This is a genomic window from Rathayibacter sp. SW19 (assembly GCF_030866825.1).
Classification (GTDB): Bacteria; Actinomycetota; Actinomycetes; order Actinomycetales; family Microbacteriaceae; genus Rathayibacter_A; species Rathayibacter_A soli.
On sequence record NZ_CP133020.1, the window covers coordinates 3709396 to 3722175 of the forward strand.

The window sequence follows — 12780 nt, forward strand, 5'->3', positions numbered from 1 at the left end:
CACTACAGACGGTAGCCGCCGCCCACGTTAATGACCTCGCCGGTGAGGTAGCTGGCGTCTTTAGACGCGAGAAATGCGACGACATTGGCGACGTCCTCTGGCTGGCCCGGTCTGCCCAGCGGTATCCGTTCGACCTGGGCCGCATGGATCTTCTCGGGCAGCGCGCGGGTCATGTCCGTGTCGATGAAGCCAGGACAGATCGCGTTGGCGGTCACTCCGTACCGGCCAAGCTCACGTGCTGCGCTCAGGGTGAGTCCGACGACGCCAGCTTTTGCGGCTGCATAGTTGGACTGGCCGAAGTTCCCCATCCAACTCGCAGAGGAGATATTGATGATCCGCCCACTCCGTTGCTCGCGCATTACTCGCGCGGCGGCCCTCGTCAGGTAGAAAACGCCAGTCAAGTCCACCTTGAGCACCGCGTCCCACTGAGCATCAGTCATTTTATACAGCTGCGCATCCCGATTAATCCCCGCATTGTTGACACAGACATCGACACGGCCTCGCTCTTCCACCATTCGAGCCACGCACGAATCGACCTCGGAGACATCGGTCACATCCAACGTCACGGCGACTCCAGAACCATCAAGCGCCCTGACCGTGTCTTCAATATCGCTCGCGTTCACGTCAATGCAGTAAACGAAGAAGCCGCGGGTATGCAACTTTTCAGCGATAGCACGGCCAATCCCCCGACCCGCTCCAGTAACGATCGCCGTCTTCTCAGTGGTCATAATGATGCTCCTCTTGCGTTTCCGTTGTGGCGTTCGCAAATCATGCGATGGTCCGCGACCGCATAGCCATCGCGATAAAGGAAGACCGGATTGAGATCTATGGACGTCTCGGGGTGGTCGCGCACAATTCCAGCGAGTCCCACCGCTACAGCCCAAAGACTTGCGGTGTCAAGAGGCGGCTGCCCGCGTACACCTCGAAGGATCGGGAAACAGCGAAGTCGACTTAGCGCAGAATCGAATCGGTCTGGGGAGATCTCTCCAGTCAGAAGCGAGATATCAGATTCGATCTCTGCCCAGATCCCTCCCCGTCCGACGGCAACCACCGGCCCGAACTGGGCGTCCCACCGTGCGCCCATCATCACTTCGAACCCGCTGCGGAGGTTTGGCATGACAAGCAAGGGGGAGGCCGGGACGACATGCCATAAATCCGCCGCCGCCATCGTTAGCGACTCGACGTCGACCAAGCCGAGCTTCACCCCACCTATATCCGACTTGTGCACAACGTCGCTGCTCGCGATCTTGAGGCAGACCGGATAGCCCATCCCAGAGGCGGCGTCGCGTAATTCCTCCAACTTCGCGCTGACCTGCAGTGGTGGCATTCGGATCCCATACTCCTGCAACAACGACGCTGCAGAGCCCGGGGACATCTGCTGGCCGTCCGCTTCTGCCCGACCTTTGTCCGAATCCGAAGCAAAGTGCAAGATACCTTGCGGATTGGTCGCTCGGCGCGCTCCGCCCGATCCCTGCATCACCCCCATGATGGAGCTCAGCCCGGCAAGCAGTCTGCGCATTGACTTGAAGAACGGGACACCGGCCTCCTGAAGGAGACGAAGCGGTTCAGACTCCATGGGCGTAAGGGGCGACTGGAAAACCAGTTCAGCCTCTTCTCGCCCGACCACAGTTTGAAGGCTCAGGGCGGCGGCGATCTCCTCCGGACGGTGATCCGTATATGTCCCGAACAATCCTCCGATGACGATCACATCCGCGACGCCCGCAGCTGAGATGGCGTCGACACAACGCGCAAGAATCTCTGGATCGTCCTCTACTCCACCGGCCGTGTCGAGAGTGAGTGGATTACGGCCACGGCTTCTCGGGGCATCCACTGGCATCAAGAGATCCAGCTGCTCCTGAAGCTCCGCCGGATACTCGGCCAAATGCATTCCACGCGACACCGTCTCGTCCAACGCCAAGATCGAGTCGCCGCCGCCGTCAGTGATCAACGCTACTCGTCGCCCCTTTGGTCGGCGTCTACCAGCAAAGACGAGGGCATCGACCATATCATCCGGGCCAGACACTCGCAGTGCCCCGGCAGTTTCCAACGCCTCAGTCCAAACCCGGTCATCTGCGGCGAGGGCACGCGTATGCGTTGCTGCGACGACCGCACCCGCTGCTGACGCACCTGCCTTGATAACGACGACCGGCTTACCCGAAGCCGAGCACGCCTCGACGCCGTCCAGGAAGACCTGGCCGCTGCCGGCGGGAATGCCCTCGGCGTACACGGCGACCGCCTGAGTTCGCTCATCCTGCGCGTACCAGGCGAGGACATCGCCGAATCCAATATCGAGTTGATTGCCGATACCCACGCAGTGCGAGTAGCCGATGTTCGCCCCGGCCGCCGCATGCAACAACTGAGCCGCGACGTTGCCGGACTGGCTCACGAGGCCTACCGTGCCGCCAGGAATGCGCTCGAACGGCGTCAAATCAATGGCACCCGAAGCCGATGAGATTCCAAAGCAGTTCGGCCCAAGCACTCGAATTCCGGCCTCGGAAGCCAGGCGCAATATCTCGGCCTCGGCCTCGGCGCCGTCCTGAGAGTTCTCGCCGAATCCAGAACCTGGAACGATTACAGTGCGCACTCCGACCGCCACGCAATCACTAAGTGCGGCAAGCACGCCGCTCCGAGGAATTGCGAGGATCGCCAGATCTGTGGGCTCCCCTATTTCGCGCAGGCCCGTGACCGCAGTCGCACCGTCAAAGGCAACCCCGGAAACCGGGTTGACTCCGTAAATCACTCCGGAGAATCCCGCTTGGCGCGTATATCGAATCAACCTGCTCCCCAGCTTGCGGGGATCGCGGGAGGCACCCACCACTGCGATCGAGGCCGGATGGAACAGGGGGTTTAGATCGTTGTTCAACGCGAATCCCTCGGGCCAGGCTCCCCCGCCCCCGCATGCCGCGGAGCACACTCTGAAGAGGGAACGGTGGACACGTTTAATGTCGAGCATTCATCGAGATAGCGAACCACGACGTTTGCTACACAATACGGCTTCGATGAGGAGGAACCAGTCATGGTGACGAGAAGATTGGCCTGTACGCCGCCATCGACAATGGATGCTTCAGTCAACCGCACATCAGCGTGAATGGTGCTGCCAACCGGTACGGGTGCGGGGAATCGAACACGATCTACGCCATAGTTGAGAATTGCTGCGGCGTTTTCGACGGTGAACGCCTGGGAGAGCATGGCGGGAACCAGCGACAACGTGAGGTAGCCGTGCGCGATGGTCGCACCGAACGGGCCGGTTCTCGCCCTCTCCTGATCAACGTGAATCCACTGCTCGTCATCTGTGGCGTGCGCGAACTCGTTCACCATCGCCTGAGTGATCTCTATCGTTCCCTCTCCGAGGATCTCGCCAATACTTCCTAGCAGATCCCTCGCCGTCAAGAATTTTCGCACCGTGGCCCCTTCAGTCTCGATCGATCGATCGATTTCAATTCTATTCCGCGCAGGAAGCAATGTCCCGCATTATTCGATATTGATCTCAGCCCGCGCGCCAATGATGACGTCACACCGAGAACCACAGGCCAGGCGCCTCTACACTTACTGCACGTAGGGTTGTGCTCGGCAACTCACAACTGTCTTGGGACGAATGGTCAGCAATACTTGTATGTATGAACGGATCTCGGCATGGAGCGACGCAGGCGCGTGTTAGTGGTCGCGCCGTCCAACCCATAGCCTTCTACCCGAGAGAAGACGACGCCGGCCGCTTGTTCAGAAGATTGGCAGACGACACACCAACCACCGCCGGGAGGAAGTCAAATGGATTGGGCACTGGGTCGTGGTCCCTTGGTGGTACCGCTGACTACCGAGACAAAGACCACAGGAAATAGAAATCCCTCTTCTCGCAAAGGATCACCCATTGTCTGAGGCGCCTACCATTCCGACCGAAGCACGAGTGAAGGATGCGGCGGTCCGTCTCTTCGGCAAAAACGGCTTTGCCGCAACAGGGATCCGAGATATTTCCGAGGCCTCGGGAATATCAGTCGCCACGCTCTATCACTACATGGACACGAAAGAAGACCTCCTTCTCGATCTTATGCTCGAAGGCATGAACAGTCTCCTCGATTCCGCGAACCGGGTGCCGTCGGACAAAAGTGCGAGCGAAAGACTAAGCGCACTAGTGACGGTCCACATCGAGTACCACTGCAATCGTGCACTTTTGGCGCGCGTGACCGACACGGAGTTGCGATCGCTAAACGAAAGCTCACGAAACACAATAATTGCCCTGCGCGACGACTACGAGCGGCTATGGCGGAAGACTATTGAACAAGGGAACACGTCCGGAGAGTTCCACGTCGAAGACGTTAAAATGGTGGCCCTCGCCGCACTGGGAATGTGCACCAGCGTGTACAGCTGGTTCTCGCCCGAGGGCCCTCTGAGCGTTGACGATATCGCGAACTGGTACAGCCAGCTGACCCTTAGGCTGTGTGGCCAGGGGAGCTCGTCGAGGTAGAGCGTGTCGAGAATGTGAGTGGGGCCCGCGGCGGGTCGGCGGTAACGTTAGGCCATGAAATACACGCACCTCGGTGCCAGTGGTCTGGAGATATCCTCAGTCGTCCTCGGTTGCATGAGCTTCGGAGCCGCCGATCGCGGTGAGCACTCGTGGACCCTCGGACTGGAGGACAGCCGCGCGCTCATTCGCCAGGCACTCGAACTCGGCATCACGACATTTGACACCGCCAACGTTTACTCTGCCGGCTCAAGCGAAGAAATCGTCGGCCACGTGCTTAATGAACTCACTCGACGCGAAGGCGTGGTGATTGCAACGAAGGTGTGTGACCGGACGCACCCAGGACCGGGTGGCGCTGGATTATCCCGAGGTGCAATCATGCACGAGATCGACGAGAGCCTTCGTCGACTAAATACAGACTATATCGACCTTTACCAGGTTCATCATTTCGACCCCGATGTGCCGATTGAGGAAACGATGGAAGCGTTGCACGATGTCGTAAAGGCAGGCAAAACGCGCTACATCGGGGCGTCGTCTATGTTCACCTGGCAGTTCGCAGAGATGCAACGCGTCGCAGATGTGAATGGCTGGACCCGGTTCGTCTCCATGCAGGATCAGTACAACCTCCTCAGCCGCGAGGAGGAACGCGAAATGCATCCGTATTGCCTGGAGACCCATGCGGGCGTGCTGGCGTGGAGCCCACTGGCACGCGGCAAACTGACTCGACCTTGGGATGCTTCTACCGAGCGCAGCGAGACCGACGAATTCGGAAAGACTCTTTACCACCAATTCGTCGAATCCGATCAACGAGTCGTGCAGGCGGTAGCTGCGGTCGCCGCCGCGCGTGGCGTGAGTCGTGCCCAAATCGCGCTCTCCTGGGTGACCCAGCAGAGCGCCGTGACCGCCCCGATAATCGGTGCGACGAAACGGAGTCACCTCGATGACGCAATTGCCGCCGTCGACGTTGTACTGGACGAGGAAGAGCTCACACTGCTCAAGCAGTACTACGTACCGCACGCGATCGAAGGATTCTAGTGCTACAGCCGTGCATATTTTTCTGTTGTAGGCGTGTTCCGCGTCGTGCTCATGTCAAGGTGCTCGCGAAATGTGAACTGGATATCTTAGCGACAGCATCTCCGCCGGGCTACTTGTCTTACCGCGCTGCGGGGTGCATGTCGTTTTCAGAAGTCGTCTGCACAAATGGCAGCACCCCCTGCACGAGCCTTCGAGTGCGGCATGACGTGCGTCGAGTTGGGGTGTACCCCAAACCGACGCCACCCGATGGGACACGACCCCAATGAACACGTGTGTTAGCGGCCATGTGAAACTGCCTGTAGGCGGCTACGGGACTGCCCGCTGACGGCCAGTAGAACTGCCCGTTGGTGGCCATGAGATCTGCCCACTTCTATTTCTGACCCCCCGACCGCTTGGGCGGCGGGAGCCTCTTCCTGGGGTTTGATGACGATGCCTAATCACATCAATCCAGGAAGAGGCCCTAATTGAAGGTAGACGAAGAGATCATTGAAATCCTTGCTGCATACGATCTGACCGGGTCGTTGCGCGCGACGGCCGAGCTGACGGGTTGTTCGCATCACACTGTTGCCCGGCATGTCACCGCCCGGGACGCGGGCCGACCGCTGGCGGAGCCGGCGTTTAGGGGCCGGGTCACGGATGCGTTTATGCCGAAGATCGAGGAATGGGTCGAGGCCTCCCGCGGCAGAATCCGCGCCGACAAAGCGCACGACAAACTGCTCGGCCTCGGCTATCAGGGTTCGAACCGCTCGACCAGGCGGGCCCTCGCGCAGGTGCGTGCCGCGTATCGGCTGGGTCATGTGCGGGTGCACCGGCCGTGGGTGACCGAGCCGGGGATGTGGTTGCAGTACGACTTCGGTGACGGGCCGGTGATCGAGGGGCGCAAGATCGTGTTGTTCGTGGCGTGGTTGGCGTGGTGCCGTTACCGGGTCGTGATCGCGTTACGGGACCGCACGGCGCCGAGCGTGTTCGCGGCGTTGGATCGCACATTCCGGATTCTGGAGGGCGCCCCGACTTACGTGTTGACCGATAACGAGAAAACCGTCACCGTGTCTCATATCGCCGGGGTTCCGGTGCGGAACCTGCAAACTTTGGACTTCGCCCGTCATTACGGGGTGAGCGTGTTGACCTGTCAGCCGGCGGACCCCGCATCCAAGGGCGGGGTGGAGTCTTCGGTGAAGCTGGCCAAGGCCGATATTGTGCCCAAGGACATCAACCTGTTGCCCGAGTACGGATCGTTCGCCGAGGTCGAAGCCACGTGCGACGCGTTCATGGATCACGTCAACAACCGTGAACACCGGCTCACCCGGCGCAAACCCGCGGTGATGCTGATGGAGGAACAATCCCGGCTGCATCCGGTGCCGGCCAGGCCACACACGGTCGCGTTCGGCCTGTCACGCAAGGTTCCGGGCAACACGCCGATGGTGATGCCGAAAACCCTCGCGACCGCCACCGACGACCGGTTCATGCACCACGCCCACGTGTGTCAAACCACGGGCGACTCGATCCGACTCGCGCAAGCCCTCGCCGGGTGTGTGTGATCAACTGTTTGTGGGCCGGTTGAGGGGCTCTTCAGAATTGAGGGTGTAGCCGGGGTGGCGCGTCGGTGCGGTGGTGTGAGGGCCTTGCGGTGGAGTCTGGATGTTCAACGTCCCGTTCCCCGATCGCAGGGCCCTCTTGACTCAAACTACCTTCTGCAGCCCTGATCTGACCACGTTCTGCCTGCTCGATGAGCTTGGTCTGCAGGTGATCGGGCAGCACCTTCAACCCGATCGGGCGGTGTTGGAGTGCCGCGTGATCGAATCGGATGCGTGGTGCCATCGTTGCGGCTGCCGGGGCGTGCCACGAGACACTGTTGTTCGTCGCCTCGCGCACGCGCCGTTGGGGTGGCGGCCGAGCATCCTGGCCGTGCGGGTGCGCCGTTATAAGTGCACCGGCTGCGGGCGGGTCTGGCGGCAGGACACGAGCACGGCTGCGGCTGCGCGTTCGAAACTGTCTCGTGGCGGGTTGAGGTGGGCGTTGGAAGGCATCGTCTGCCAACACCTCACGGTCGCCCGCGTCGCGGAGGGTCTGGCCGTGTCGTGGAACACCGCCAACGCGGCGATCATCGCCGAGGGCAAACGGGTCCTGATCGACCAGCCGGCACGACTGGAAGCAGTGAAGGTGATCGGTGTCGACGAGCATGTGTGGCGGCACACCCGGAAGGGCGACAAGTTCGTTACGGTGATCATCGATCTAACCCCGGTGCGGGAGAAGAGCGGCCCCTCCCGACTGTTGGACATGGTCGAAGGCCGCTCCAAACAAGCGTTCGCCACCTGGTTGCAGGCACGCCCGGTCGCCTGGCGAGACCGGATTCAGGTGGTGGCGATGAACGGCTTCACCGGGTTCAAGACTGCCGCGGCTGAAAACCTGCCGACCGCGGTGGAAGTGATGGATCCCTTCCACGTCATCCATCTGGCCGGCGACGGGCTGGACCGGTGCCGGCAACGCATCCAGCAGGAAACCACAGGACACCGAGGAAGCAGAAACGACCCGCTCTACGGGGTGCGCAGAACACTGCACACCGGCGCCGGGCTCCTGACCGATCGGCAGCATGCCCGCCTGGACGCGGTGTTCCAGGTCGCCGAGCACGCCCAGCTGAAGGCGACGTGGGAGATCTACCAGCGCATGATCGACGCATACCGGCAAAACGACCGCGCCGTCGGCAAGACCCTGATGCAAGCCGTGATCGAGGCGACCAGCCAAGGTGTCAGCGCCGCACTGATCGAGATCCGCAAGCTCGGACACACGCTGAAACGACGAGCAGGCGACATCCTGGCCTACTTCGACAGGCCGGGCACTTCCAACGGACCCACCGAAGCGATCAACGGGCGACTCGAGCACCTCCGCGGGTCCGCCCTCGGCTTCCGCAACCTGGCAAACTACGTTGCCCGATCGTTGCTGGAAGCCGGCGGATTCAGACCCCGGCTACACCCTCAATTCTGAAGAGCCACTAATCGCCCCGGCATAGGTAGCATTTTTGCAATATACAAGCACGACACCGACATTCGAGGTACAGATGGGCTCAGTCACCGCTTACGAAACCGCGCATGGGAAACGCTATCGCGTGCGCTTTCGGAAACCGGACCACTCTCAGAGTCAAAAGCGCGGCTTCAAGACGAAGCGCGATGCGGACCTCTACCTCGCTTCCGTGGAGGTCAAGAAGGCTACAGGCGACTTCATCGATGCGACGGCCGCAAAAGTCACGATTGATCATCTGGGCGGCGAGTGGTTACAGATGCAAACCCATCTGAAGCCGAGTTCCTATGCGGTAATCGAGGTCGCTTGGCGCGTCCACGTACAGCCCATGTGGGGTGCGCGACAGCTCGGGACGATTACCCACAGCGAGGTACAGTCATGGGTCAGCGCGCTGTCGAAGCGCAAAAGTGCGACCGTTGTCATTCGGGCGTTTGGCGTACTCGCTGGAATCTTCGACGTCTCCGTGCGCGACCACCGGCTCTCAAGCAATCCGGCCCGGGGTGTGAAATTGCCGCGCAAGGTAAGTAAGCAGCGCCATTACCTCACCCACGAGCAAGTACAAGTTCTGGCGGACGAATCAGGAGCGAACGGAACGCTTGTCCTCTTCCTGGCATACACGGGTTTGCGCTGGGGAGAAGCCGTTGCCTTACGAATCCCGTGTCTTGATCTAAAACGCCGTCGCGTGCTCGTGCAAGCCAATGCGGTGAACGTTCGCGGATACATCACACCTGGCACTCCCAAAGGACATGAATCGCGAAGCGTGCCGTTTCCGCAATTTCTTACGGGCCGACTCAGCAAACAGTGCGATGGAAAAGACCCCAGCTGGCTCGTGTTCGGCCCGGGCCCCACTTATCAGCCGACGCCAACTCAACAGAATGGATGGTTCGCCTATGCACGCAAACGTGCTCACCTGGCCGATGCAAACATCCCCGAGAATCTCACTCTTCACGACCTGCGTCACACGGCGGCATCGCTGGCCATCTCGGCCGGCGCGAATGTCAAAGCAGTGCAAAGAATGCTCGGCCACGTATCCGCGGCTATGACTCTCGATACCTACGCAGACCTATTCGACGACGACTTGGACGCTGTTGCTGCCGCCCTCAATGAGGCCAAGATCACCTCAGGTGTGGCCAAATTGTGGCCAAATCCAATGCTATCCGATCGGGGAACATCAATAGATCCAGTAAATTAGGGCGTCACACCGATGTACTTGTGGTGCCCCTGGAGGGACTCGAACCCCCAACCCTTTCCTTAGGACGGAACTGCTCTTCCATTGAGCTACAGAGGCTGACGCCCACGAGTTTACCGGGCGGAAGCCGGTGACGCGGCACCACAGATCCGCGGATCCGTCGACCCAAGGCTCGGGCAATCCCGAGCTTTGCCGAGAATAGTCGAAAGAGCAGACGTGAGAAGGGAGCATCCGGATGCCTCGCATCACCGGCGTGTCCCCCGCCAAGGCGGGACCGAGCGCCAAAATCGTCTTCTACTTCGTGAGGCGCGGGCTGGCGAAGCTCACGGGCAGAGATTCCGCGCGGGTGACCGAGCCGCTCGAGCTCTATGCGCGCATTCCAAAGCTCTTCAAGGGTTACACCCGGCTCGAACAGGCGACCGCCAAGCTCGATGCTCTGGACAAGCGCTCGCACGCACTTGCCGAACTCAAGGCTGCAACCATGACGCACTGCGAATACTGCATCGACCTGGGCTCGGCGATCTCCCACCAGTGGGGTCTTACGGATGCCGAGTTGCTCGCGCTGCCCGAGTACCGGTCGAGCCCGCTGTTCTCGGATCGAGACAAGCTCGTACTCGACTATGCCGTTGCCATGAGCCGCACCCCGGTCGAAGTTCCCGACGCGCTGTTCGACGCACTCAAAAAGCATTTCAACGAAACACAGCTTGTGGAACTGACCCACCACATCGCGCTGGAGAACATGCGCGGGCGATTCAACCTCGCACTCGGTGTCGGGTCCGCCGGAGTCAGCGAGGGTATGGTCTGCGCAGTGCCGGTGGCGGACGCTGCGAAGTGAAGGGTAAGGGTCTCGATACGCCTGCTCGCTTCGCTCACGGGCTACTCGACCAACGGGAGAGACGGCTACTCGACCAGCGAGAGCTATGCCGCAGGCTCCAGGTAGTCCTGCCACTGCGGGAGGGCGCGCTCGGCACCACGGACCGCCCAACCGGGCTCGCGCGGCATCCGCGGGGCGAAGCCGAGCGACCAGCCCATCTCGGCCGGCGTGCGATCGCTCTTCACGTTGTTGCAGCGCAGGCAGCAGGCAACCAGGTTCTCCCACGAGTCCGCACCGCCGCGCGAACGCGGCAGCACGTGGTCGATTGTCTCTGCCACCTTGCCGCAGTAAGCACAGCGATGCGCGTCCCGACGCAGAACACCGCGCCGACTCACCGGCACCAATCGCCCGCGCGGAATGCGCACGTAGCGCGTCAGCAGAATCACGGCCGGTCTGTCATAAATACGCGACACTCCCCACACCGGATGCTCGGCATCGATCTCGATGACGACCGCCTTGTGATTCATCACAAGGGCGAGCGCCCGTTTGAACGAGACGATGGCCAACGGCTCATAACCGGCATTCAGGACAAGCGTGCGCATACTGTTCCTCTCGAACGACTGGATGGCTTCCAGTGCTTCGCGGTTCGAACACCGGCACGCAGGCTCCCGCTGTTCGCGCAACACGCACGGCCTACGAGACGCCCCCGGTCAACAAAAAAGGCGCCGTCCTGATGACGGCGCCGAACGGCAGACTCCACACAATGGTGAAGGCAGCAGTGAGAGCGATGCTGCAGGTAGTCGCGCTCGAGGGCGCACGCATCCATGGCATGGATGTGTGACGACTCGATCATGCGGACCTCCCGGGATCGCTCGCGGTGTCAGGAATTTAGAGTAACGCATAATCGGCGCGCCACAATATCGTGGCGCGCCGAGGTGGCACAGCGGATGATTTCGAGACGGCCGTCCTTCGGCAAGCTCAGGCACCGGGGCACGCTCAGAGACCGGAGCACGCTCAGGTGGCACAGCGGGTGATTTCGAGACGGCCGCCCTTCGGCAAGCTCAGGGACCGGGGCAAGCTCAGGGACCGGGGCAAGCTCAGAGACCGGGCGGCCTCCTCAATCACCAGGTGAGACAGCCGAGAGCTAAATGCCCAGTCGCACGATGTAGAAGTCGCTCGTCCAAATCGGGCGGATCGAGATCGAACGGCCGGTGTCCGGCGCATCCATGATGTTTCCGTTGCCGGCGTAGAAGCCGTCGTGGCCGCTCATGATGACGACGTCGCCAGGAACAGCATCCGCAATCGAGATACGCGTTCCGCGCGCCGCCTGGCCGCTCACGGAGTGCGGCAGCGAAATGCCGAACTGGGCATAGACGAACATGACGTAGCCGGAGCAGTCAAACCCTGCAGGCGAGGCACCGCCGTAGACATATGGCGTGCCGATGTACTGCTGCGCCACCGAGAATACCTGGCTCAGGCTGAAGTTCGGGTATGGCGGGTTCGCGAGGAAGTCGGAGACAGACGGCCCGGAGTACGATGCCGCGTAGGTCGCCATGCTCGCCGCTGCGGCTGCACGTGCTGCCTCGGCGGCCGCCGCGGCCTTGGCTGCTGCCAAATCGGCCTCACTGGTTGCCGTCACGGCATCGCGGGCAACGACCGGCACGGCCGCCGTGCCTGCAACCGTCACTGACTGCGGCTGAGCCTTTTTCATGCCGTCAATGACGGAACTGGCGAACTTGGCCTGGTCTGTGCCGCTGGGGCTGAACGCATACGCCGGCAACGCGAAGGTTGCGATCATGCCCGCGGCAATCGACATGACGACGATGTTCGCAACGCCGCCCCGCAGCTTCTTCTTGCTTCGCGGATGCTTACGCCCCGGTGCGCCACTGCCCGGCGTCGTGTTCGCCACGGCTGTGCCGGCCAAAGCTTTGCCCGCTGCTGCCTTGCCTGCCACAGCATGGGCGACGACGGGCGTCGGGTGGGTCTGACTGTTCAACGCGGCGCGAGCCGCCCCACGCGGACGAAGGCCGGAAGCGGCGTCGCTGGCCCTGCTATTCACGTCTTCGGGGTTCTCGGGCGAACCAGGTGTACCTAATGGTGCCAAGGTCAAGACCTCCGGCGCTCCGTCAACACTAGGTAGTTGCCCCGTCACTTGATGCGCATGTAGCGTTCGGCTTCTCGAATCAAGAGACGGGATTGAGGGAGCGTCTTGATTCGGATCCTTCGACCGGCTTCTGGTCTGCGGACTGTTAGAGACTACGGGAACATCAC

Annotated in this window: 10 protein-coding genes, 1 tRNA gene and 1 pseudogene; 6 read left to right on the forward strand and 6 right to left on the reverse strand. The window is 61.3% G+C overall.

What is annotated here, in order from left to right:
* Window positions 1-2: 2 nt before the first annotated feature.
* Genes fabG through QU604_RS17340 form a run of 3 tightly spaced genes read right to left on the reverse strand, consistent with a single transcriptional unit; the run spans window position 3 to window position 3390 of the window.
* A complete protein-coding gene (gene fabG / locus QU604_RS17330; protein ID WP_308465860.1) occupies window positions 3-728 on the reverse strand; it encodes a 3-oxoacyl-ACP reductase FabG in 726 nt (241 codons plus the stop codon).
* Window positions 725-2863 (reverse strand): acetate--CoA ligase family protein, encoded by a 2139-nt coding sequence (locus tag QU604_RS17335; RefSeq protein ID WP_308465861.1) that lies wholly within the window; start codon window positions 2861-2863, stop codon window positions 725-727. The genes fabG and QU604_RS17335 overlap by 4 nt, the downstream gene beginning before the upstream one ends.
* Window positions 2860-3390, reverse strand: a complete 531-nt coding sequence (locus QU604_RS17340; protein WP_308465862.1) for a MaoC family dehydratase — start codon at window positions 3388-3390, stop codon at window positions 2860-2862. Before QU604_RS17340 ends, QU604_RS17335 begins: the two co-directional genes overlap by 4 nt.
* Before the next feature lie 475 nt (window positions 3391-3865).
* On the opposite strand from QU604_RS17340, the gene QU604_RS17345 reads away from it, so the two are divergent.
* The 5 genes and pseudogenes from QU604_RS17345 (at window position 3866) to QU604_RS17365 (ending at window position 9698) form a co-directional block, all read left to right on the forward strand.
* Window positions 3866-4459: a TetR/AcrR family transcriptional regulator gene (locus QU604_RS17345; RefSeq protein WP_308465863.1), complete on the forward strand. Its 594-nt coding sequence runs from the start codon at window positions 3866-3868 to the stop codon at window positions 4457-4459.
* A 54-nt stretch (window positions 4460-4513) separates the two neighbouring features.
* A complete protein-coding gene (locus QU604_RS17350; RefSeq protein ID WP_308465864.1) occupies window positions 4514-5491 on the forward strand; it encodes an aldo/keto reductase in 978 nt (325 codons plus the stop codon).
* A gap of 464 nt (window positions 5492-5955) precedes the next feature.
* Window positions 5956-6915 (forward strand): annotated as a pseudogene (gene istA / locus QU604_RS17355) (IS21 family transposase); the annotation flags it as partial.
* Between the two features lie 214 nt (window positions 6916-7129).
* Entirely contained in the window at window positions 7130-8473 is a 1344-nt protein-coding gene (locus QU604_RS17360) for an ISL3 family transposase (RefSeq protein ID WP_409349977.1), read from the forward strand.
* Between the two features lie 73 nt (window positions 8474-8546).
* On the forward strand, window positions 8547-9698 hold the full coding sequence (locus QU604_RS17365; RefSeq protein ID WP_308465865.1) for a site-specific integrase: 1152 nt from the start codon (window positions 8547-8549) through the stop codon (window positions 9696-9698).
* 21 nt (window positions 9699-9719) lie between these two features.
* On the opposite strand, the gene QU604_RS17370 is transcribed toward QU604_RS17365, so the two are convergent.
* A tRNA-Arg gene (locus QU604_RS17370) sits at window positions 9720-9794 on the reverse strand.
* Between the two features lie 136 nt (window positions 9795-9930).
* Here QU604_RS17370 and QU604_RS17375 point away from each other — a divergent pair.
* Window positions 9931-10530: a carboxymuconolactone decarboxylase family protein gene (locus QU604_RS17375; RefSeq protein ID WP_308465866.1), complete on the forward strand. Its 600-nt coding sequence runs from the start codon at window positions 9931-9933 to the stop codon at window positions 10528-10530.
* Window positions 10531-10613: 83 nt separating this feature from the next.
* On the opposite strand, the gene QU604_RS17380 is transcribed toward QU604_RS17375, so the two are convergent.
* A complete protein-coding gene (locus tag QU604_RS17380; protein ID WP_308465867.1) occupies window positions 10614-11111 on the reverse strand; it encodes an HNH endonuclease in 498 nt (165 codons plus the stop codon).
* Between the two features lie 542 nt (window positions 11112-11653).
* Window positions 11654-12568 (reverse strand): C40 family peptidase, encoded by a 915-nt coding sequence (locus QU604_RS17385; RefSeq protein ID WP_308465869.1) that lies wholly within the window; start codon window positions 12566-12568, stop codon window positions 11654-11656.
* Between the last annotated feature and the right edge of the window lie 212 nt (window positions 12569-12780).